At 63.6% G+C, this 22294-nt stretch carries 22 protein-coding genes; 7 read left to right on the forward strand and 15 right to left on the reverse strand.

Going from position 1 to position 22294, the window contains the following annotated elements; genetic code table 11:
* The first annotated feature begins 7 nt into the window (after positions 1–7).
* Positions 8–286 (forward strand): hypothetical protein, encoded by a 279-nt coding sequence (locus AC6H4Z_RS13995; RefSeq protein WP_497542572.1) that lies wholly within the window; start codon positions 8–10, stop codon positions 284–286.
* The gene (locus tag AC6H4Z_RS14000; protein ID WP_497542573.1) at positions 279–1247 is read left to right on the forward strand and encodes a zinc dependent phospholipase C family protein; all 969 of its coding nucleotides are present in this window, start codon (positions 279–281) and stop codon (positions 1245–1247) included. Before AC6H4Z_RS13995 ends, AC6H4Z_RS14000 begins: the two co-directional genes overlap by 8 nt.
* Here AC6H4Z_RS14000 and gatB read toward each other — a convergent pair.
* From gatB to AC6H4Z_RS14035, 7 genes are read right to left on the reverse strand one after another with little or no spacing between them, the layout of a single operon-like run.
* Positions 1211–2683, reverse strand: a complete 1473-nt coding sequence (gene gatB, locus AC6H4Z_RS14005) for an Asp-tRNA(Asn)/Glu-tRNA(Gln) amidotransferase subunit GatB (protein WP_497542574.1) — start codon at positions 2681–2683, stop codon at positions 1211–1213. The genes AC6H4Z_RS14000 and gatB overlap by 37 nt on opposite strands.
* Positions 2680–4131: an Asp-tRNA(Asn)/Glu-tRNA(Gln) amidotransferase subunit GatA gene (gene gatA, locus AC6H4Z_RS14010; protein ID WP_497542575.1), complete on the reverse strand. Its 1452-nt coding sequence runs from the start codon at positions 4129–4131 to the stop codon at positions 2680–2682. Before gatA ends, gatB begins: the two co-directional genes overlap by 4 nt.
* Positions 4128–4436: an Asp-tRNA(Asn)/Glu-tRNA(Gln) amidotransferase subunit GatC gene (gatC, locus tag AC6H4Z_RS14015; RefSeq protein ID WP_497542576.1), complete on the reverse strand. Its 309-nt coding sequence runs from the start codon at positions 4434–4436 to the stop codon at positions 4128–4130. The genes gatA and gatC overlap by 4 nt, the downstream gene beginning before the upstream one ends.
* On the reverse strand, positions 4436–6778 hold the full coding sequence (locus tag AC6H4Z_RS14020; RefSeq protein ID WP_497542577.1) for an ATP-dependent helicase: 2343 nt from the start codon (positions 6776–6778) through the stop codon (positions 4436–4438). Before AC6H4Z_RS14020 ends, gatC begins: the two co-directional genes overlap by 1 nt.
* Entirely contained in the window at positions 6778–7935 is a 1158-nt protein-coding gene (locus tag AC6H4Z_RS14025) for a sensor histidine kinase (RefSeq protein WP_497542578.1), read from the reverse strand. The genes AC6H4Z_RS14020 and AC6H4Z_RS14025 overlap by 1 nt, the downstream gene beginning before the upstream one ends.
* 6 nt (positions 7936–7941) lie before the next feature.
* Positions 7942–9216 carry a serine--tRNA ligase gene (serS, locus tag AC6H4Z_RS14030; protein ID WP_497542579.1) on the reverse strand — a complete coding sequence of 425 codons (1275 nt, stop codon included), beginning with the start codon at positions 9214–9216 and terminating at the stop codon, positions 7942–7944.
* A gap of 3 nt (positions 9217–9219) precedes the next feature.
* Positions 9220–9831, reverse strand: a complete 612-nt coding sequence (locus AC6H4Z_RS14035) for a hypothetical protein (protein WP_497542580.1) — start codon at positions 9829–9831, stop codon at positions 9220–9222.
* Between the two features lie 112 nt (positions 9832–9943).
* On the opposite strand from AC6H4Z_RS14035, the gene AC6H4Z_RS14040 reads away from it, so the two are divergent.
* From AC6H4Z_RS14040 to AC6H4Z_RS14060, 5 genes are read left to right on the forward strand one after another with little or no spacing between them, the layout of a single operon-like run.
* The gene (locus AC6H4Z_RS14040) at positions 9944–10297 is read left to right on the forward strand and encodes a roadblock/LC7 domain-containing protein (RefSeq protein ID WP_497542581.1); all 354 of its coding nucleotides are present in this window, start codon (positions 9944–9946) and stop codon (positions 10295–10297) included.
* 6 nt (positions 10298–10303) lie between these two features.
* A complete protein-coding gene (locus AC6H4Z_RS14045) occupies positions 10304–10720 on the forward strand; it encodes a response regulator (protein WP_497542582.1) in 417 nt (138 codons plus the stop codon).
* Complete coding sequence (locus tag AC6H4Z_RS14050) at positions 10717–11751, forward strand: mannose-1-phosphate guanylyltransferase (protein ID WP_497542583.1); 1035 nt, start codon at positions 10717–10719, stop codon at positions 11749–11751. The genes AC6H4Z_RS14045 and AC6H4Z_RS14050 overlap by 4 nt, the downstream gene beginning before the upstream one ends.
* A complete protein-coding gene (locus AC6H4Z_RS14055; protein WP_497542584.1) occupies positions 11748–12998 on the forward strand; it encodes a putative sugar nucleotidyl transferase in 1251 nt (416 codons plus the stop codon). Before AC6H4Z_RS14050 ends, AC6H4Z_RS14055 begins: the two co-directional genes overlap by 4 nt.
* Positions 12995–13804: an MBL fold metallo-hydrolase gene (locus tag AC6H4Z_RS14060; RefSeq protein ID WP_497542585.1), complete on the forward strand. Its 810-nt coding sequence runs from the start codon at positions 12995–12997 to the stop codon at positions 13802–13804. The genes AC6H4Z_RS14055 and AC6H4Z_RS14060 overlap by 4 nt, the downstream gene beginning before the upstream one ends.
* A gap of 92 nt (positions 13805–13896) precedes the next feature.
* Here the strand turns inward: AC6H4Z_RS14060 and groL are convergent, their stop codons facing one another.
* The 8 genes from groL to mutL form a co-directional block, all read right to left on the reverse strand.
* On the reverse strand, positions 13897–15531 hold the full coding sequence (gene groL, locus AC6H4Z_RS14065; RefSeq protein WP_497542586.1) for a chaperonin GroEL: 1635 nt from the start codon (positions 15529–15531) through the stop codon (positions 13897–13899).
* A 46-nt stretch (positions 15532–15577) separates the two neighbouring features.
* Positions 15578–15880, reverse strand: coding sequence for a co-chaperone GroES (locus tag AC6H4Z_RS14070; protein ID WP_497542587.1), 303 nt, complete (start codon positions 15878–15880; stop codon positions 15578–15580).
* Between the two features lie 175 nt (positions 15881–16055).
* On the reverse strand, positions 16056–16847 hold the full coding sequence (locus AC6H4Z_RS14075) for a type III pantothenate kinase (RefSeq protein ID WP_497542588.1): 792 nt from the start codon (positions 16845–16847) through the stop codon (positions 16056–16058).
* Positions 16844–17635 (reverse strand): biotin--[acetyl-CoA-carboxylase] ligase, encoded by a 792-nt coding sequence (locus tag AC6H4Z_RS14080; RefSeq protein ID WP_497542589.1) that lies wholly within the window; start codon positions 17633–17635, stop codon positions 16844–16846. Before AC6H4Z_RS14080 ends, AC6H4Z_RS14075 begins: the two co-directional genes overlap by 4 nt.
* Positions 17619–18419, reverse strand: coding sequence for an undecaprenyl-diphosphatase UppP (gene uppP / locus AC6H4Z_RS14085; RefSeq protein ID WP_497542590.1), 801 nt, complete (start codon positions 18417–18419; stop codon positions 17619–17621). The genes AC6H4Z_RS14080 and uppP overlap by 17 nt, the downstream gene beginning before the upstream one ends.
* Positions 18416–19603: an N-acetyl-alpha-D-glucosaminyl L-malate synthase BshA gene (gene bshA, locus AC6H4Z_RS14090; protein ID WP_497542591.1), complete on the reverse strand. Its 1188-nt coding sequence runs from the start codon at positions 19601–19603 to the stop codon at positions 18416–18418. Before bshA ends, uppP begins: the two co-directional genes overlap by 4 nt.
* On the reverse strand, positions 19600–20544 hold the full coding sequence (miaA, locus tag AC6H4Z_RS14095; protein ID WP_497542592.1) for a tRNA (adenosine(37)-N6)-dimethylallyltransferase MiaA: 945 nt from the start codon (positions 20542–20544) through the stop codon (positions 19600–19602). The genes bshA and miaA overlap by 4 nt, the downstream gene beginning before the upstream one ends.
* Positions 20519–22294 carry a DNA mismatch repair endonuclease MutL gene (gene mutL, locus AC6H4Z_RS14100; RefSeq protein WP_497542593.1) on the reverse strand — a complete coding sequence of 592 codons (1776 nt, stop codon included), beginning with the start codon at positions 22292–22294 and terminating at the stop codon, positions 20519–20521. The genes miaA and mutL overlap by 26 nt, the downstream gene beginning before the upstream one ends.

Here is a 22294-nt window from a genome sequence, read left to right on the forward strand (position 1 = left end):
TCGTCCCATGACGCCGGTGATCGAGACGGTCGGACGCGGCGCCGGTTGGGCCGGCCGCCATGCCGCCCGCCTCGGAGGCGTCGGCGCCCGCTGGGCGGCCCACCGCGGCGAGGAGATGTGGGATAAAATTCCACGGGATGAAATCCGTGATCAGCTCGGTGACTATCGCGAGCACATTGGCGAGTACATGGGACGCGCGCGCGAAGCGATCGACGACGCCGTTGCGTCGGAGCTCGACGATTTGCGCAAAGCCGTCCGCCGACAGCGGAAGCGTCTTGGTGTCTAAGGCACTCCCGTCGCGCCGCGCGTGGTTCAGCGCGCGGCGTGTCGCGGGATGGCTCGTCGTGGCAGTGATCGCTCTCGCGATTGCTCCGGGTACGGCCCACGCGTGGACGCCCGGAACGCACGTCTTCCTCGGCGAAGCAATTCTTCGCTCGCTCGCGGTTCTGCCGCCAGCGGTCGCCGCGCTGCTGCAGGAATTTCCGTACGATTTCCTGTACGGCTCGATCGCGGCGGACACCAGCATCGCGAAGAAGTACGCACCGGCTGGCCGGCACTGCCATTCGTGGAATGTCGGGATGGAAATCTTCGACGGCGCGCGCGACGATCCATTGCGTGCGTTCGGGCTCGGATATCTCGCCCATCTCGCCGCCGATTCAGTCGCCCACAACTACTTCGTTCCGAAGCAACTCGCGGTTACAACCAGCACGTCAGGCTTCGGCCATTCGTACTGGGAGAGTCGCTTCGAGACGCATTTGGGCACGGAGTGCGCCCGTCGCGCTCGTGAACTCATTCTCATCGACCACTCGCGATCTGACGGTCTGCTCGACCGCGTGTTGAGTCCGACGATTTTCAGCACGCCGACCAACCGGCGAATTTTTCGCGGAATGGTGATCGCTGCCGACAACGAGTCGTGGCAGCGAATTTTTCAGATGATGAAGGAGCGCAGCCGGTGGGATCTCGCTGACGACGACGTGGGTCGATACATCGCCAGGTCGTACGACTTCATCATGGACCTGCTGATGCGCATGGACGGCGCCGAGCCATATCGACTCGACCCGTCGGGCGATCAGGCGCTGCGGTTGGCCAAGCGTGTCCGCCGCCAGGTGCTGCGCGAGGGCGACGAACAGCGTCTCCACGAAGAAGCCGATCGATATTTCGGTATGCCGACGACCGCGCTCACCTTCGCGTCGCGCCTCGGCAAACCGATCTACGCGCCAGGCGCGGCCCGCTCCGCCAACAGCTGATTCACGCGCTTGGGATCGGCGCTGCCCTTCGAGCGCTTCATCACGTGGCCCACGAGCACACCTTGTAGGCGTTTCTCACCACCAACGAAACGCTGCGCTTCGGCGGGGAACTCGGCGAACACGGCATCGATCCAACCGATGAGCGCTGTGTCGTCGGTGACCTTGAGCAAACCCTCACGATCGGCGATGTCGCTCGGACGATCGCCGGTTTTGACCATCGTGGCGAAGATCTGCTTGGCCGCACTGTGGCTCACGACATTGTCGCGCACCATGCCGAGGAGCGCCGCGAGATCGGCAGGTCGAACGGTGAAGTGTGCAATGGACTGTCCTGTCGCGTTCACGGCGGCGAGGACTTCGCCCATCATCCAGTTCGCCGCGGTCTTTGCGTCGCCGCTCTGACGGGCAACTTGCTCGAAATATTCACCCAAAGCTGGCGACGCCGTGAGAACTTCGACGTCGTAGTCGGTCAGGCCAGAGTAATCGCGACGGTAGCGCGCACGGCGAGACGCCGGCAGCTCAGGCAACGAATCCTTCAGCGCTTCGATGCGCTCGAGCGGAATGACGAGCGGCGGAAGGTCTGGCTCCGGGAAGTAGCGATAGTCGTGACTCCCCTCCTTCGATCGCGCTGGGCGCACCTCTCCGGCGCGATCATCCCACAACATCGTTTGCTGCTCGATCGTACCGCCGGCGTCGAGGACGGAGCATTGCCGCTTGTATTCCACCTCGAGGGCGCGCACGACAGACGAGAAGGAATTCATGTTCTTAACTTCCGTCTTCGTGCCAAGCTTCGTCTCGCCGAACGGGCGGATACTAATGTTCGCGTCGACGCGAAGGCTTCCCTCCTCCATGTTGACGTCGCTCACGCCGGCAAACTCCAGGATCTGCTTCACGGCACGGAGATACGCGTCGGCTTCGGCCGAGCCACGAATGTCCGGTTCACTCACGATCTCGGCGAGCGGAACACCGGCGCGATTGAGATCGACGGCCGTGACGCCCGGAAAGCGATCGTGCACGGACTTTCCGGCGTCTTCTTCCATGTGCAAACGCGTGACGCCAATCGCGTGCACCGTCCCGTCATCCTTCACGCCAATCTCGACGCGGCCGCCAGTTGCCAGAGGGCGATCGAATTGAGAGATCTGATAACCCTTCGGCAAATCGGGATAGAAGTAGTTCTTTCGCGCGAAGATCGACGTCGTGTGGACCTGGCACTCGAGCGCGAGTGCGGCTCTGGCGGCCAACTCCACTGCGTGTGCATTGAGCACGGGAAGCGCGCCTGGAAGTCCGAGGCACACCGGACACGTGTTCTGGTTCGGCGGGGCTCCGAAGTCCGTGGAGCACGAACAAAAAATCTTCGTCGCCGTCTTGAGTTGCACATGCACCTCGAGACCGACGACCATCTCATAGCGCTGCGCCTTTTCAACAGAGGCCGCGGTCATCGCTGTGCCTCCAAACCGAGCACCCGTTCGAGTGCGTAACCCGCGACGAACATCTGGCGTTCCCCGAAGTGCGGAGCGATGAACTGCCCTCCAACAGGCAGACCGTCGACGCGCCCGATAGGCACCGACATCGCCGGCACGCCGGCGAGGTTGGCCGTGCAGGTGAAGACATCACTCAGGTACATCTCGTACGGATCCGATTTGGAGCCGAGCGGAAATGCCGGGGTTGGCGTGGTCGGCGTGAACAGCAGATGAACGCCACTGTCAAAGACGTTGGCGAAGTCCTGCGTGATCAGCGCGCGCACCTGCTGCGCTTTGCGATAGTACGCGTCATAGTATCCGGCCGACAGCACGTACGTACCGAGCAGGATGCGTCGCGTCACTTCGGCGCCGAAGCCGCGAGATCGCGTGGCTTCGTACATGGCGCGGAGCCCGTCGCCCTCGATGCGAAGACCGTAACGCACACCATCGAACCGCGCGAGGTTCGACGACGCCTCGGCCGGTGCGATGATGTAATACACCTCGATGGCAAGCGACGTGTGCGGGAGCGAAACGTCGCGCACCTCGGCGCCAAGCCGTTTGAGCTCGTCGAGCGCAGCATCACACTTTGCGCGAATGCGAGGATCGAGGTCGTCTGGGAAATACTCGACGGGACGCCCGATCACGACTCCCGTGAGACCACCGCGCGCCGCGTCGCGATATCGCTCCACGGGCTTGACTGCGCTCGTGGCGTCGCGCGGATCACTCCCAGCAATCACCTCGAGGCCGAGCGCCGCGTCGTCGACGCTTCGACCAAACACGCCGATGTGGTCGAGCGATGACGCGAAGGCCACGAGACCGTAGCGACTCACGCGACCATACGTGGGTTTCACTCCGACGATCCCACAGAACGCCGCTGGCTGTCGCACCGATCCACCGGTCTCCGACCCAAGCGCGATGCGCGTGATTCCCGCGGCAACCGCGGCGGCGGATCCACCGGACGAACCACCGGGGACGCGATCCGGTGCGAGCGGATTCTTTGTCGGGCCGTACGCGCTGTTCTCGGTGGACGAGCCCATCGCGAACTCGTCCATGTTCGATTTTGCGACGACGATCGCACCCGCTTCGCGCAGACGACGCACCGCGGTGGATTCGTACGGGCTGACATAGCCCTCGAGAATTCGCGAACCGCATGAGGTAGGTAGCGTGGTCGTCGCGATGTTGTCCTTGACCACGACGGGCACGCCGTACATCGGACCCCGCTGATCAGGTAACACGCGTGCGAGATCGGCAGCGTCATTGCGCGACGCGTTCTCGTCTTGATGCAAAATGATATTCAGACCGTCGCGTCCTGCACCCGTGGCAGCAGCTTGCTCGAAACTCGCGCGCACCGCCGCACCTGCGGTTATGTCGCCGCGCACGATTGACTCACGCAGTTCCGCTGCGGACAGCGACGTTGGCGCGGTCACGATGCCGACTCCGGCTGTTCGTGCGTCGACAAGCGCGGCACGAGGAAAAACCCGTCGCGCATGCTCGGCGCGAAATCTTCACGCGCCCGCTCGAGCGGAATCGCTGGGCCAACGTCCGGACGCAGTGGCGAGGCGTTGGCGCGCGCAGCCGACTCGTCGACGCCAGAGGTGTCGACCTGTGACAGGACATCCATGTGCGCGAGGATGGTATTGAGTTCACCGACGAGCGCCTGTGCGCGCTGGTCATCGAGTCCAAGGCGCGCGAGCGCGGCGATATGACGAACGTCGTCGAGCGTGACAGCCACTATTCATCGCCTCGTTCGAGGTTGGCCTGCGCGACGACGAGCGTTTTTCGGCCGATCGCTTCGTCGTCAAAGTCCACTTTCACCTTTGCGTCACGTCCACTGCCGGAGAGTTCGGCGATCGTGCCGCTGCCAAACTTTCGATGCTTGACTCGCGCGCCAATCACGAGTCGCGCCGCGTCCTGCGACTCTTCTTCCACTGGAGTCGCCGAAGCGAAGCTGACCACCGGCGTTCCCGGCCGCCGGGCAGACGGCGACGGGCGCACCGGAGCATCGTCGCTGACTCGCGACCTTCCACCACTTCCGAAACCAAACCCGCGGTTGCCGTAACTGTTGTAGTCGCTGCCGCCTGCACGCATCACCGAACGACCGGAGCTTCGCACTTTGATGGTGCTTCGCTTCTCGATCATGTTGTCGGGAATATCGTCGAGAAAGCTCGATTGGCGCGACGGCAGCAGTTCGCCATTGCGCCGACGTTCCTCGGCGAAGGTGATATACAGCTTTCGCTCGGCGCGGGTTATTCCCACGTAGAACAAGCGGCGCTCCTCCTCGAGCAGCGGCGGATCCTCATACGCTTTGGCGAGCGGAAAGAGTCCGTCTTCGAGCCCCGTGACGAACACCACTGGGTACTCGAGACCCTTGGCGTTGTGCAGCGTCATGAGCGTAATGGCATCGGCATCCGCGCTCAGATCGTCCGCGCCGGCAACGAGCATCGCGCGCTGGAGGAAGTGATCCAGTGGGCTGAGACCGACTTCTCCGAGATCGTCGACCACCTGTTCGGCTGCGCTCGTCACCAACTCTTGCACGTTCTGCAGGCGATCCGCGGATTCCGGACCCTCGGCGCGAAGGTAATCGCCATAGCGAATCGCTTCGACCAGCTCCATCAACAGCTCGTCGACGGCCACGTCAGCAATCCGCTCGCGCAACGATGAGATCAGTCGAATGAACTCGGCGAGCGATGCTCGCGCCGCTGGGCGCAGTATGGAAACCACTTCCTCGAGGCGCGCACCTTCGAACATCGGCACACCGCGCTGACGCGATTGGTCGGCAAGCAGCTCGATCGTCGTCTCACCGAGGCCGCGCTTCGGAACGCCCACGGCGCGGCGAAACGCCTCGTCGTCGGCTGGGTTGGCGATCAGCTTGAGGTAGGCAACGAGATCGCGAATTTCGCGACGGTCGTAGAAGCGCACCGCTCCGACGAGGCGATACGGCAGCGCGTGGCGACGAAGGATTTCTTCCATCGCGCGGCTCTGTGCATTCGTGCGATAGAGGACCGCAACGTCGTTGAGCCGGAGCGCATTCGACGCCGACCGTCGGGACATGATCTCGCTGACCACGAACTCGGCCTCATCGCGCTCGTCGAGCGAACGAACCACCGTGATGGCTTCGCCACTGGGATGTGTTGCGCGCAGCGTCTTACCCATTCGCTGCGTGTTGACACTGATCACCGCGTTGGCGAGGGCGAGAATCTGCGGCGTGGAACGGTAGTTCTCCTCAAGGCGTACGACAGTCGCTTCGGGGAAGTCTTTGTTGAAGTCGAGAATGTTCTTGATGTCGGCGCCGCGCCAACCATAAATCGACTGATCGTCGTCGCCGACGACGCAGACGTTCGTGTGCCCGCCGCCGAGGAGTTTGATCAACTCGTACTGCGCGCGGTTCGTATCCTGATACTCGTCGACCAGGATGTATTGGAAGCGCTGGCGATACTGCGCGAGCTTGTCGGGATGGTTCTGCAGCAAGCGCACGGGCAGCACGAGCAGATCGTCGAAATCAACGGCGTTCGACGTCTGGAGCGCGTCGCCGAGCGACCGAAAGATTGGAGCGATTGCCTTGGCGAATGGATCCATCGCCAGTCGCTCGAATTCGCTCGGCATGACCAGCGCGTTCTTCGCGTCGGAGATCGCCGACTGCACGCCACGCGGCGTGAAGTTCTTCGTCGAGATGTTGTGCTGCTCCATCAATCGCTTGATGACGTTCAGCGAGTCGTCCTGATCATAGATCGTGAACGACGGCGTGCGCCCGACGAGGTGTGCGGCAGAGCGCAGCATTCGCGCCCCGATGGCGTGGAACGTTCCCGCCCACATTCCCGCCGGTTCGGCGCCGAGGATGCGACCGATGCGCTCACGCATTTCTCCGGCAGCTTTATTCGTGAACGTCACGGCAAGAATCTGCCGCGGATCTACGCCCTCGATGTCGATCAGACGCGCGATGCGCGTCGTAAGTACGCGTGTCTTGCCGGATCCGGCGCCAGCGAGAACGAGCAGCGGACCGTTGACGTGGAGCACGGCCTCACGCTGCGCCGGGTTGAGGCCGGCGGTCAGTTTTTCATCGAGCAGCATCGACATCAGTGAAGGATAATCTCGAACGTCGCTCCTCGCTCCGTTGGTGCGAGCGTGAGTTTTCCGCCGTGATTCTCTTCGACGATGCGCTTTGCGAGCGAGAGGCCGATGCCCCACCCGCTCTTCTTGGTCGAGAAGCCGGGGTCGAACACGCGCGCTCGAAGTTCGCGCGGAATGCCTGGTCCGTCATCGGCGACGGCGATGATCGCGCTATCGTCACCCACGCGTGTCGCGGACACGCGAATCGTGCCGCCGCGCCCGGCGAGCGCGTCGATCGCGTTCTTGGTCAGCACTTCGACCGCCCACTCCAGGAGTACCGGATCGCCAAAGACTCGCGGTAAATCCGAATCCACGGCGGATTCGATGACGATCGTGTTCTTGAGCGTCGGCACGCGCGCCTGGAAATAGCGGACGATCCGGCCCACGATCGCCCCGACGTCGACAGGCTCGAACTTCGGTTCGCGGCCAATGCGTTCAAAGCGATGCGCGACACGATCTAAACGCTCGAGATCGCCGCGCATATTCGCGACTGCGGCGTGCGAGGAATCGTCTGTTGCCCGCTCCTCCATGAGCTCGACCCATCCGCTGAGACTCGAGAGCGGCGTTCCTAGCTGGTGAGCCGACTCCCGCGCCATGCCAGCCCACAGCCGCTCACGCGCCGCATCATGCCGTGTTCGAATGATGTAGCCGCCAGCGATCAACAGGATGAGTGCCGTCACCACCTGAAGCATCGGGATCACGCGCAGGCCGTTCACGACGGGCGGATCGCCGTAGTAGATCTTGCCGAGCAGCGAATCGACAACGGGCGGATGTCGTTTCGCCAGCACGTCGATGTACGCGGCTACTCGCGGATCGTCGTTCGGTACCGAATCTCCCTTCGCATCGAAGGGCAGATTCGCGTGATCGTTCGGCACGCCTTTCCGATCGGTGAGGATCAGCGGAACGCCCTGCTCGCGAATGCTGGTCGCGAGACCGAGCAGCGCCTGCGTTTCCGCGCCGGCCGCTGTGTCGGCCAAAGCGTGGTAGACGCGAACGTACATGTCGCTCGACCGGCGCGCGTCGGCGCGAAGGTCCTGGATGACACTATGCGTGTACCAGACGTACCAACCCAGAAGCAGCAGAAGGAGCGTCGCAACCAGCAGCTCTGGCTTGCTGCGGCGCATGCCGGGCTAGCTCAGGCGATCAAGGCCAACATACGGCCGCAGCACCTCAGGGACCGTCACAGAGCCGTCGGTATTCTGATAGTGCTCGAGAATGCACGCGATCGTGCGCGGGAACGCGAGGCCCGATCCATTCAGCGTATGAACGAACTTTGGCTTCTCACCCTTTCCCGGCCGGTACCGAATGTTCGCTCGCCGCGCCTGGTAGTCGGTGAAGCAGCTGCACGACGACACCTCGAGCCACGCGCCGACACCAGGCGCCCACGCTTCGAGATCGTATGTCATGGCCGAACTGAAGCCCGTGTCGCCTGCTGCGAGCAGTTTGCGGCGGTACGGGATGCCGAGGCGCTCGAGCATCGTTTCAGCGTGACGCGTGAGCAGTTCGAGCTGCTCGCCCGATGTTTCGGGAGTCGCGTACCGAACCAGCTCCACCTTGTCGAACTCGTGAGTCCGCAGAATACCGCGCGTGTCCTTGCCCGCCGATCCAGCTTCACGACGGAAGCATTTGCTGTATGCGACGAACGCCGCAGGCACCGCGCCGACGTCGAGAATCTCGTCGCGATAGAGGTTCGTGACGGGAACCTCCGCGGTGGGGATGAGAAAAAGCTCATCACCGCGCGTGACGTACGCGTCGTCTTCGAATTTGGGCAGCTGACCGGTGCCAGTCATCGTCGCGCGATTCACGAGCAACGGCGGCCAGATTTCTTCGTAGCCATGCTCGTCGCGATGCACGTCCATGAAGTAGTTCAGCAGCGCGCGAACGAGGCGGACTCCGTTCTTGCGATAGAACACGAATCCCGACCCGGAGACTTTCGACGCGCGCTCAAGATCGAACAGTCCGAGTGCGGTGCCAATCTCCCAGTGGGGTTTGACGCCCTCGGGCGCGCGCGGCGTTCCCCACTCGCGGACGATGACGTTGTTCTCTTCCCCGCCCGTTGGTACGTCCGGGAGGGTGATGTTGGGAATCTCGAGCAATACGCTGCGTAGCGACTCTTCGGCGCGCGCGAGTTCCTGCTCTAGCTGCGCAATCTCGTCGCCGAGGGCACGTCCCTGCGCAATGAGCGCGTCGACGTTTTCGCCGGCGCGCTTGAGCTTTGCAACTTCCTGGGCGTTGGCGTTGCGACGGGCTTTACGCTCGTCGGTCGCCGCGATCAGCGTTCGTCTTTCACCGTCGAGCGCGTGACCACGGTCGATCGCCGGCTCGAGCGCCTCGAACATGCCGCGACGACGCATGCCGTCGCGCAGTTGATCGAGGTGCTCGCGGAGCACTCGAAGGTCGTGCACGATTTAGTCCTTGGGGATACCGGTCGCGAACGAGCGGAAACCGCAGTTGGGATCGACGGTGTAGCGTAGACCAATTTGGCGCGCCGGCACGTTGACCGACGTGACCACGAGCTTCGCGTGGATGGTCGTTCCCGTGACCGACACACCGCAGACGATTGGGTCCTGACTCTGGGCAATGATCACCTGCCCCGGCTGCACAACCATCGCCGTGTCGGCTCGATAGCCGGACTTCGGCGCCGAACCCACTCCGTCGAACGTCGAGGTCGACGCCTGCAGACCAACAGCGTGCGTCGTCGCGAGTCCGCTCGACACGACTCGCATGGGCAGAAATACCGCATGCCCCGTGGCGTCGATGTCGAACGCAATGTCGAAGATGAAACTGGCGTCGGCCGCCAGCAGTGTTCCGCTGTAGAGATGCAGCGCCGTTGGCGCACCCGCGGGCGCGCCATTGATGGCGTACACCACACCGCTGTCCGTAAGCGTCGCAAGCGACGCCGGAACACCGGTGAAGTCCTTACAGGAAACCGCTGTGACCGCCGCTACTGCGACGGCGCCCAGCGCGAGGCGCGTTGGCGCAAAGCGAATCAGTCGATCGATCATGTTGGAGAGGCTCAAGGGCGAAGAATAGGAGGGCATTCGATATTCTTCAAGCGATTGGCTTCGCTTGACTTCGGTGTATTTCATCTCTAGCTTCGCCACCACTTTGCTGGGGAGCTGACGCACAGGCATGCCGAGCATTCGTGATCTGGTTGCCGCCATTCGGCAACGCGAAGGAGTTGACGCGGCGATCGTCCTTGGGCGCGACGGTCTGCTGATCGACAGTCAACTCGGTCCAGGGCTCGACGCCGAAGACGTCGCCGCTCGCATCCCATCGATCATCGGACCCGCTGACGAGTTTGGCGCGGCCATTGGTCGCGGCGAACTGCTCACCGCGGTGCTCGAGCACCGCCACGGGCTCGCCATCGTATCGGCGCTCTCGTCCGAAGCAATCCTGCTCGTCCTGGTCACTCCGCGCGCCAACATTGGCCAACTGCTCTATGAGCTGCGTCGCAACCGAGAACACATCGCCGCCCTTGTGTGAGCGCTCGTGACTAGTACGCCTGCCGCGTGTCACGTCCTCGTAGCCGATGACGAACCGCACATCGGCCGTATCATCAAAATGAAGCTCGAGCAGGGTCCGTTCCGCGTCACGCTCGCCTACGACGGGCGCGAGGCGCTCGAGGTGCTCGAGCGTGAGCCGGACATCTGTCTCGTGCTCCTCGACCTGATGATGCCCCATCTCAGCGGTCTCGACGTGCTCAGCGCCATGCGAGCCGACGACCGCTGGCGCGACCTGCCGACGATCATTCTCACCGCCGCCGGCCAGGAGCAGCAGCACACGAGCGCCATGCAGCTCGGCGCCAACGACTTCTTGACGAAGCCGTTCAGCCCCAAGCGACTCTACGCCCGAGCCGCCGAGCTCGTAGGGATCGCGACCGACGAACCATCTGGAGACAACGCATGACGCGCTGGGCCGTAGTCCTTGCTGGTGGTGTCGGATCTCGGTTCTGGCCGTTGAGCACGCCAAGCCGTCCAAAGCAGCTCCTTCCCCTGGTCACCGGCGAGCCATTGCTCGCCGAGGCGGTCGCGAGGGTAAAGCCCATCGCACCACCGGAACGTGTCCTGATACTCACTAATGACACTTTGGTGCCGGCCATCTCCAAGCTGCTCCCGGAGATCCCCGCCGAGAACCTCATTGCCGAACCGCGAGCCGGAGGCACCGCAGCCGCGCTGACGTGGGCGGCGCAGGAAATCGCTCGTCGAGACGGACCAGATGCCACGATGATCTCGGTCCACGCGGATTGGGCTGTGGCCGACGCGGCTGGCTTCCAACGCGCCTTGATTCGAGGCGCCGAAGTCGCCGAGCAGCACCACGCCCTGGTCACTGTGGGCGTCGTCCCCACTCGCGCCGATCCCGGCTTTGGGTACATCCAGCCCGGCCCCGAGGTCGAGAAGGGTGTTTCGCGCGTCGCGCGCTTCGTCGAGAAGCCCGACCGCACGCGCGCCGAAGAGATGCGGCGTGACGGCTACCTCTGGAATTCGGGAATCTTTGTGTGGCGGGTCGGCGACTTTCTCGACGACGTTCGCCGCCATAGCCCAGAGGTGGCGCCTGCGTTGCACAGCCACGCCCACGACATTCGCGCGTTCTTCAGTGCCGTCACGCCGGTCTCGGTCGACGTCGGCGTGCTCGAGCGCAGCGACCGCGTGGTGGTGCTACCGGGGGATTTCGGCTGGGATGACGTTGGAACGTGGGGAGCACTTCGCCGAGTCCGGCCGCACGATCACGCCGGCAACGCCATGCACGGTCACGTGCACGCTGTTGACGCGCGTGACAACGTGGTGCACGCGCCCGATGCCAACGTGGTCATGTATGGCGTATCGAACCTGGTCGTGGTCGTGGAAAATGGTACCGTTCTGGTAACCACGGTCGACCGGTCGAGCGATTTGAAAACGCTCATGGATGCCCTGCCAAAGGGCATCCGGGACCGGCAGTGACGACGGTCTTTCTCTACGACGACGCACGCGCTCGAACGTTCGAGCCGTTCGCGTCCACGCGACCCATCTCCGAGATGGTCGCGGGCACGACGTTGATCCGTGACCGTTGGAAAGCCGCGGTCGGCGCGACCGACGTGCAGTTCCTCGCCGGACCTCGGCACGCGGATTTCGACGAGCCCGGTGCACGCGCTGCGACGGGCACGCTGCCGGCTGGGTCGATCGTCGCCAACGCTCGCTGCATACCTCCGCTCGTCACCGATTCAGCACGCGCCGACCGCAACGCTGCCTCGTGCAGTTTGTGGCGCAGCGGCGATCAATTGGTCGCAGTCCGCGCGCGTCAGCCAATCGAGGTGAGCGCCTTCGCCGACGGCTCGTTGACACTCGACGAGCTGCACGCCGGCACCGGTTCGATCGGCAACATTGGCGGCTGGGTGTTGAACGAAGTGTGGGATTTCATTCGACTCCTGCCCGAGCAACTCACGGCCGACATCGCGCGGCTCATCGAGCGCGACCGCCTTCCGCTCGGCGCGCCATCGCATGCGACCGTCATCGGCAACCATCCTATTGTCACGCAGAGCGTGGCCGGCAGCGCACCGATCATCGTCGAGCCGCACGTGGTTCTGGACGCGAGCGCCGGTCCGATCTTCATCGGCGCAGGCAGTCATATTCGCGCCTTCACTCGGCTGACTGGTCCTTGCTACATCGGCCGGGACGTGCAGATCATGGGCGGTGATCTCACCGCCTGTTCGATCGGCGACGTCTGCAAAGCGCGCGGCGAGTTGAGCAACACGATCTTTCTTGGACACTCGAACAAGGGGCACGACGGATTCGTCGGCCATTCGTACCTCGGCCGTTGGGTGAACATTGGCGCGGGCACGATTACGAGTAATCTCAAGAACACGTACGGCACCGTTGCGCTGTGGACGCCGGCCGGGGTACGCGACACCGGCATGCAGTTCCTCGGCACCATGTTCGGCGATCATGTGAAAACTGGTATTGGGCTTCGTCTCACGACCGGAACGGTGGTCGGCGCCGGCGCCAACGTGTACGGCAGCATGCCGCCCAAGGCGGTGGCTCCTTTCTCGTGGGGCGACGCACCGAACTACTCGGCTTATCGCGCCGACAAGTTCATCGAGACCGCGGCTCGCATGATGGCGCGCCGCCACGTGGAGCTGTCCGATCGCGCACATCGGCACCTGACCGCCGTGCACGCCGCTCGCTGGACCGTGCAGGTAGACTCACTGTGAAAATCTGGACCCTCGGAAGTGGGAGTCGAGGGAACTCGGTCCTCATCGAGTGCGAAGGTTCTCGCCTGCTCGTGGACTGTGGTTACGGAACGCGGACGCTGGCAGCGCGACTCAAGACGATCGACGTAAAACCAGAGTCGATCGACGGCTGCCTGATCACGCACGAGCACACCGATCACGTGAGTGGCGCGGCATCAGCGGCGAAGCGATGGGGCTGGAGTCTGTATGCGACCGCCGGCACTGCGTCTGCGGCGGAGCTCACCGGAAAGCACGTCCATGTGTTCGAACCCGGAGCGACGATCGACTTTCCGCGCATGACGGTCACATCGACGCGGATTCCTCACGACGCGACGGAGCCAGTGGGTTTCGTGATCGAGAGTCGCGCGACGGGCGCGCGCGCCGGTCTGTTCTACGATATCGGGTATGTCACGCGGCGAATCGCGAAAGCGTGCGAGTCGCTCGACATCTTGATCATCGAGTCGAACCACGACGAGGACATGCTGCGGTACGGCCCGTACACGGCCGCACTCAAGCGTCGCATCGCGGCGCGCTTCGGGCACCTCAGCAATCCCGAAGCGGGGCGTTTTGCGAAAGAGATGGTGACGCGCGATCTCAAGCACGTGGTACTCGCGCATCTGAGCGAAGAGAACAACTCGCCCGAAGTCGCCACCACGTCGATGCGCGGCGCTATGGCGCGAACGCGCTTCAAAGGGACGATCACCGCCGCACAGCAGGACGCGGTCGTCGGTCCGTTCGTTCCGAACGCGACACGCACCGAGACGCCGCTGCAGTACGGGTTGTTCTAGCCGCTACGCAAAGAAAAACGGGGGGCGCCGCAAGGCGTCCCCCGTTTTCACAGCTACGACGTCGTACGGCCTTCGCCGCACGCCGCAGGCGCTTAGTACATGCCGCCCATGCCGCCGCCCGGAGGCGCCGGATGTGCCGCTTCCTTCTCCTTCTTCTCGACGATCAGCGCTTCGGTCGTGAGGAGAAGTCCGGCGATCGACGCGGCGTTCTGCAACGCCGTGCGGGTCACCTTGGTCGGGTCGATGACGCCGGCCTGTACGAGGTTCTCGTACGTGTCGGTGAGGGCGTTGTAACCGAACGCGTCATCCTTCGACGCACGCACCTTCTCGACCACGATCGAGCCTTCGCCGCCAGCGTTCTGCACGATCATGCGGATCGGCTCTTCGATGGCGCGCTTGATGATCTCGATACCGATCTGCTCATCGGCTTCGGGCAGCTTCATGCCCTTGAGCGCGCGCTGAGCGCGGATCAAAGCCACACCGCCGCCGGGGACGATGCCCTCTTCCACGGCCGCGCGGGTTGCATGCAACGCGTCTTCGACGCGGGCCTTCTTTTCCTTCATTTCGGCTTCGGTCGCGGCGCCGACGTTGATGACTGCAACGCCACCGGCGAGCTTGGCCAAACGCTCCTGGAGCTTTTCCTTGTCGTAGTCGGACGTGCTGGCATCGACCGCAACGCGGATTTCCTTGATGCGACCCTGAATCTTGGTCTCATCGCCAGCGCCGTCGATCAGCGTGGTGTTGTCCTTGTCGACGACGACGCGCTTGGCGCGGCCGAGGTCCGTGATCACGGCGTTCTCGAGCTTGAAGCCGACTTCCTCGCTGACGACCTGGCCGTTCGTGAGAACGGCGATGTCCTGCAGCATCGCCTTACGACGATCGCCGAAGCCCGGAGCCTTGACGGCGCAGACCTTGAGCGTGCCGCGGAGCTTGTTCACGACCAGCGTGGCAAGCGCTTCACCTTCGACGTCTTCGGCGATGATGAGCAGCGGGCGGCCCTGCTGAGCAACCTTCTCGAGGACCGGGAGGAGGTCCTTCATCGAGGAGATCTTCTTGTCGTGGATCAGGATGTAGGCGTCTTCGAGCGCCGCTTCCATCTTTTCCGGATCGGTGACGAAGTACGGCGAGACGTAGCCGCGATCGAACTGCATGCCCTCGACGGTGTCGAGGTTGGTCTCGAGGCCCTTCGCCTCTTCAACCGTGATCACGCCGTCCTTGCCGACCTTCTCCATCGCCTCGGCGATCAGATCGCCGATTTCCTTGTCGTTGTTCGCCGAGATCGAACCAACCTGGGCGATTTCCTTCTTGCCGGTGGTCGGGACGCTGATCTTCTTCAGCTCTTCGACGACAGCCGCAACGGCCTTCTCGATGCCGCGCTTGATGGCCATCGGGTTGGAGCCGGCGGTGACGTTCTTGAGGCCTTCACGGAAGATCGCCTGCGCGAGGACCGTAGCGGTCGTCGTGCCGTCGCCCGCGTTGTCCGACGTCTTGGTCGCGACTTCCTTCACCATCTGCGCGCCCATGTTCTCGATCGGATCCGAGAGCTCGATTTCCTTCGCGACAGTCACGCCGTCCTTGGTGACGGTCGGAGCGCCAAACTTCTTGTCGATGACGACGTTGCGGCCCTTGGGGCCGAGCGTGACCTTCACCGCTTCGGCCAGCTGATCGACGCCGCGCTTGAGTGCCGCGCGCGCATCGACGTTGAAATGAAGTTCCTTCGCTGCCATGGTGCCCAATCCCCTAGTAGTGGGTTTTAATTAGCGTTCTTGAAAATCAAGCAAGGACCGCGAGCACATCGGACTCGCGGAGGATGAGCAACTGCTCGCCGTCGACGGTGACTTCGGTGCCGCTGTACTTGCCGTACAGGACCTTGTCGCCAACCTTCACGTCCATCGGCACGCGCTTGTCCTTCTCGAAACGTCCCGGGCCCACGGCGACGATCTCGCCCTGCTGGGGCTTCTCTTTCGCGGTGTCGGGGATGTACAAGCCGCCGCGCATCTGTTCGGTCTCTTCGAGCGCCCGAATCACAACGCGGTCGGCCAACGGGCTGACCTTCAGACTGGTCTTGGTGGCCATACGGTCTGCGCCTCCCTGTCTATGGCTGCGGTGAAAAACGAAAAACTGAGATGAATGCGGTTCGTTAGCACTCGACGCGCATGAGTGCTAACAGGCCGAATTCTACCCGCCTCGGACGCCGCAGTCAAGCCGCTGACGCCGCAACGATGCCGCTAAGTTATTGTAACGGAATATCTTACAGCTGAGCTTCCGGGCCGCGCATCAGGGCGTGGGCCAGCTGAAGTCCCTGCAACGTCAAGAACGGCTCGACGCGATCGAACGAGGTACAGAGCTGCGCCATCGTCTCGGCGAAACCGCCCGTCGCGATCACCATTGGCGTCTGCGGACGCGGCCAGCTCTCCTTGATACGCCGCACGACACCGTCGATCGCATCGGCGCCACCGAACATCACGCCCGCACGAATACACTCCTCGGTCCGGCGACCGATCACGCGACTTGGGATACTGAGCTCAGTCGCCGGAAGCTTCGACGTACGACGCGTGAGCGTTTCCGCCGACGTTCGAATTCCCGGTGCAATCACGCCACCGAGGAACACGCCGTCGGCCGTGATGCAGTCGTAGGTCGTGGCGGTCCCCATATCGACGACAATCGCGTCACGCGCGAAGATGCGGCTTGCCGCCAGCGTGTTGATCAGACGGTCAGCGCCCACGGTCTGCGGCTCGTCGACGTCGAGCGTGATCGGCAGATCCGCGCGCGCGTCGACGATCAACGGCTGGCCCACTGTGAAATAGCGCATGCACGCCTCGCTCAACGGCTCCGTCACTCGCGGAACCACGGAACCAATGGCAACACTCCGTACGACATCCGGGCCGAACGCGCTCGTTCGCAGCAGCGAGTGCAGAAGCACGCCGAATTCGTCGGCCGTGCGCGCGACATCCGTCATTACACGCCAATGCCCGCGCAATTCCGATTCGCTAAACAGCCCAATCGTCAGCTCGGTGTTGCCAACGTCGAAGACGAGGATCACTGCTCCTCCTTGAGCACGAGAGAGCCTGCACGAACCGTCACCACCTTCGAACCTTCTGAACCTACGTCCACCAGTAGCGCACCGCCGCGATCGATGCCGCGCACTCGGCCCGCGACGGGCTCCACGCACTCGCGGCCAACCGCAAAGTCCCGCGCCGCGAACGCTTCCAACTCGGACGGGACGAGCCCACCCGTACGCGCTGCCGCGCGACGAATGGCCGGCACGACTGCCGAGAGAACGTCGGACCGAGACGTGCCAGGCCGCAACCCAATCGCGCGGACTTCGTTCGCCGGCGCACGCACGTTGATCCCTACCCCGATTGCGACCCAATCAGGTGCGCCTTCGCGCCAACGCGCTTCGATCAACACACCTGCAAGCTTTCGCTGCCCGACGTACAGATCGTTCGGCCACTTGAGCCGAATGGTGCTCTCCGCGAATGCATCGAGCGCGGGCGCCACCTCGAGGCCGATGCGCAGCGAAAGGACGTCGAGCGCGGTCACGTCGCTCGGTCGTTCGAGCAACGTCAGCCAAACCCCTGCACCCGATTCCGATTGCCAGCTTCGCCCCTGACGCCCACGGCCCGACGTCTGCGCGTCTGCCACAACCAATGTTCCTGCCGGCGCGCCCTCGACTCCCAGCGCGTGCGCAACATCGAGCGTCGACGAAATGCTGTCGAAGACAACAGCTCGCGGAATGCCGAGTCGCGCCGCAAGCTCCGCGTCGCTCACACCGTCGTAGTGCGCGTTCGAGGTCGTCGGAATCGCCGATCGGTCAGCGGCTGAAGGCAATGGCGAGAATGACAAGACCGAGAATGACGCGATACGCAGCGAATAGGCCGTAGCTACGGTGCGCAACGAAGCGCAGCAGGATCGCGATCGCAGCCCAGCCGCTAATGGCCGACGCCAATACTCCGACGACGAGCGTGGACGTCAGGCCCTCAGCCTTAAGCACGTGTGGAACCTTCATGATCGACGCCGCGGCGATGATCGGCATGCTCATGAGGAAACTGAACACCGCCGCGCTCTCACGATTCAACCGCAGCGCGCGACCTGCCGAGATCGTCGAGCCGGAGCGCGACACGCCAGGAATGATCGCGAACATCTGCGCAAGACCGATCGCCAAAGCATCGCCATAGGTCATGTCGCCGATCGCACGATCACGCTTCGCAAACTTGTCCGCGGCCCAGAGCACGAGGCCCATGACGATCAATGCCACAGCGATCAGCCGGGGATCGCGAAATGCCGTCTCCGCATACTTCTCCAGCGCCAACCCCGCGATCGCACCAGGAATCGTTGCGACGATCAGGAAAACCACACGTCGCTCTTCATCGGTCTCGATCCGCCGCCGCTTCACGATGCGCAGTGCCGCGCCGGCAAGCGTGATCCATTCGGCACGAAAGTACCAAAGCACGGCGACGAGCGTTCCGAAATGGAGTGCGACGTCGAAGGCGAGACCGGGATCCTTCCAGTGAAACAGCCAAGGCGCGAGGGTCAGGTGCGCCGAGCTGCTGACCGGCAGGAATTCAGACAGCCCCTGGATGAGGCCGAGGACGAGCGCTTGAAAGACGGTCACGTAGTCGCCGAGCTAAGGTCGGGAGCGGGAGTGCTGGGACGCACCACGGCGGGCGGTTTGGCCAGCGCATATTCGTAAAACGCTTCATAGTCCGCAACGATGGCGTCGAGAGAGAAACGCTCACGCGCGTCTTGCACGCCGCGATCGCTCATCGCTTGCCATCGATCGCGGTCGGACAGAATCTGAACCGCGGCGTTTGCCATCCCTTCGATGTCGCCGACTGGTCGCAAGAATCCCGTTTCGCCATCGCGGACCACTTCGGGAATTCCCGCGGTATCCGTCCCAATCACTGGGACGCCTGATGCCAAGGCCTCGAGTGCGCTCAATCCGAACGACTCGCTCGCCGACGGCAGCAGAAAGAGGTCTGCACCCGCGAGGAGCGGCGCAACGGTATCGATCTTTCCGAGGAAAAACACGCTGTCCTGCACCCCGAGGTTGCGCGCCTCCGCCTCGGCGTCGATGCGATCTGGTCCATCGCCAACCATCATCAGCACGGAAGGAATCCTTTCGGCGACGCGTGCAAAGATGCGAACGACGTCCTTCACCCGCTTGACCGGCCGGAAATTCGACACGTGCATGAGCACACGCTTATCGGCGTCGACGCGACCTTCGAACGGCGGCGGGTACTTCGTGCGATCATAGACGGCCGGATCGATGAAGTTCGGAATGACTTCGATGCGGCAGGCGGTGCAGCCGAAGGTCGTCAGCGTTTCGCGTTGTAGATAGCGCGAGACCGCGGTGAGACCGTCGGACTTTTCGATCGAGAATTTCGTGATCGGACGGAACGATGGATCTTGCCCAACGATCGTGATGTCCGTGCCGTGCAGCGTCGTCACGACGCGCACGTCCGCGCCGGTCTGATGCAGCATCTCCTTCGCAATCCACGCGCTCGTGGCGTGCGGAATGGCGTAGTGGCAGTGCAACAAATCCAAGCCATGCGCCAACACCACTTCGTGCATTCGCACGGCGAGGGCAAGATCGTACGGCGGGAACTCGAACAGCGGATAGCGCCCAACGTCGACTTCGTGGAAGTAGATCCCAGGAAGGAAGGACGGAAGGCGAAACGGCTGCTGATAGGTGATGAAATGGATCTCGTGGCCGCGGCGCGCGAGGGCGATGCCCAGCTCTGTCGCCACAGCGCCCGATCCACCGTAAGTCGGGTAGCAGGTAATACCGATCTTCACGCGGTCCCCATTGCGGTGTGCGTGCCCAGCCGCGCCCAGTCGGCGGCCTGGCGCTGCCAATCGGCGGCGTTCGGGTCGAGTCGGGTAACGGCGTCGGGCGGCAGCTGATGGCGGAACCAAGTACGCTGCCGCTTCGCGTACTGGCGCGTGGCGATCAGAATTTCCTCATGAGCTACCGATCGCGAGACATCGCCGCGCACGAAGCGCCGCACTGCGTCGTATCCGGTGGCATTCCACGCCGGCGCCTCTGCTGGTACCGTATGCATCAGCCCTCGCACCTCGTCCGCCCATCCGTGATCCAGCATCTCGTCGATCCGGGCGGCAATTCGTGGCGCCAAGAGGGGACCCGGATCCACCACAAGATAGCGCGGCCGCCAACGGGAGGTCCTGGCCCGGGAGCGGTGCAGATCGCTCAATCGATGCCCCGTGAGCAGCGCGATTTCGACGGCGCGCACGAGCTGCGTTCGCCCCAGGTGGGCACGCGTCGGATCCAGCGCCTGGACCCAGCTCCGCAATTCCTCCACGGACATGGCCTCGAGCGTCAGCCCGAGCGCGGAGCGTCGAGCCTCATCGAGCGGCGGCTCCTCGAAAAGCCCGTCGAATAGCGCGCGGAGATAGAGCCCCGTCCCGCCCACCACGAGCGGCAATCGTTTGGCTCGAACAGCGTCGGCGAGCCATTCATCCGCCGCCTCGGACCATGCCGCGGCCGAATATCGGTCGACTGGGTCGACAATATCGATTCCTTTGTGAGGCGCCCGGGCGCGTTCTTCCGTCGTAGGCTTGGCCGTTCCCACATCGAAGCCACGATATACCTGCCGCGAGTCCGCACTCACGATCGTGACCGGAGCGTAGTCGGCGAGCCACATTGCGACCGCGCTCTTCCCTGCCGCGGTCGGACCGCAGATGACGCCGATCTCAGCGACGTCCGAAGCGTCGCTCAATCTCGTCCCAGGTCAGCTGCACGATCGTGGCGCGACCGTGGACGTCGTGCGCCGGCAACGTCGTATCGCGCAGCGCAATGAATAGCGCGCGCATCTCGGAGGGCGATAGCACGTCGCCAGCCTTGATCGCCGCCTTGCATGCAACGGTGGCAGCCAACCGTTCGTGTCGCGCATGCGCTCCGGTATCGCGATCGCCAGTGAGCGCAGCGAGGGTCTCGCGCACGCATCGCTCCGGATCGAAGCGCGGATGCGGCATCGGCACAGAACGCACCAGCAGTGTGTGTCCGCCAAACCCCTCGATTTCGAAGCCCAGTCGTTCAAAGATCTCTCGATTCGCTTCGAACGCGTCGCTCTCCGCGGGGCCAAGATGCAGCGTCATCGGAAAGAGTAGGCGCTGCGCCGGCTGTTCGCCCCGCTCGAGCGCGTGCATGAACTGCTCGTACAGCACGCGCTCGTGCGCAGAATGCTGATCGATGAGCACGACGCCGTCGTCGTGTTCGAACATCAGATACGTGCGCCGGAGCTGAACGAGAACCGGCACCTCGGACAGCTGCCGCGCAGGCTCCTCGCGTGGTGCTTCGTCGACCGACTCCGGCGATGGCGCTGTCGGTTCGAACAGACCGTCTCTCGCTTCTTCCGTTTGCGACGTGGCCAATGCTTCAACGTCGACCGTAACGACAGGACGTGGCGCAACCGACTGGCTTGGCGCGGGAACAGACCACGACGGACGGCCAAACATTGCGCCCGCGTCGAAGGTGCCGAGTGCGCGACGAACGGCCGTTTCAACAGTGCGTTCTACCTGCCATCGGTCGCGGAAACGCACCTCGGCTTTGGCAGGATGCACATTGACGTCGACCATGTCGGCCGCGACGACGATGTCGAGAAAGAGCGTCGGTCGCACGCCGGCCGGAATCGTCGATCGATACGCGGCCTCCGCGGCGCGAACGATTCCGATATCGCCAATCGCTCGGCCGTTGATCGACAGAAAGACGCGACGCGTTGCCGTGCCGACGTCGGCCGGGCGTTCGACGAGTCCCGACACGTGGGTAGTGCCGCTCACGTCATCGACGTCGAGCAGCCGGCCTGCAAAGGCCCCGCCGTGCACCGCAGAGAGACGATCGCGCAGTGCGGCTGCCGCAGGCAGCGTGAGCATCGCCTTGCCATCGTGCGTCGCCGTGAGGCGAACATCACGCCGCGTGAGCGACATCGATCCGATCACGTTGAGGATCGCACGCCATTCGGAGCGAGCACCGCGCAGGAACTTGAGTCGCGCGGGCGCGTTGTAGAACAACCTCGCGACGCGCACTGTTGTCCCGCGCCGTCGCGCGATCTCTGTCGTTTCGAGGATGGCACCGGCGGCGGCGCGTACGAGCGTTCCCTCGCCGTCGTCGGGTGCGGTCTCCAGCTCGAGCTGCGACACCGAACAGATCGCCGCGAGCGCTTCGCCACGAAAGCCAAAGCTCCGGACGCCGACAAGGTCCTGCGCCGTGCGGATCTTGGACGTGGCGTGCCGTTCCAACGAGAGAATCGCGTCCTCGCGTGACATGCCGCTGCCGTCGTCGCTGATGCGAATCAACTGACGCCCGCCATCCTCGATGGCGAGATCGATCGAATGGGCGCCGGCGTCTAGCGCATTCTCAATGAGTTCTTTGACGACCGACGCCGGGCGCTCGACGACCTCGCCGGCCGCGATCTGGTCGGCGACGGCGCTGGTGAGGACCGCGATGCGTGAGATGGATGCGACGGACAC

The organism is Leucogemmata humicola (assembly GCF_055379415.1).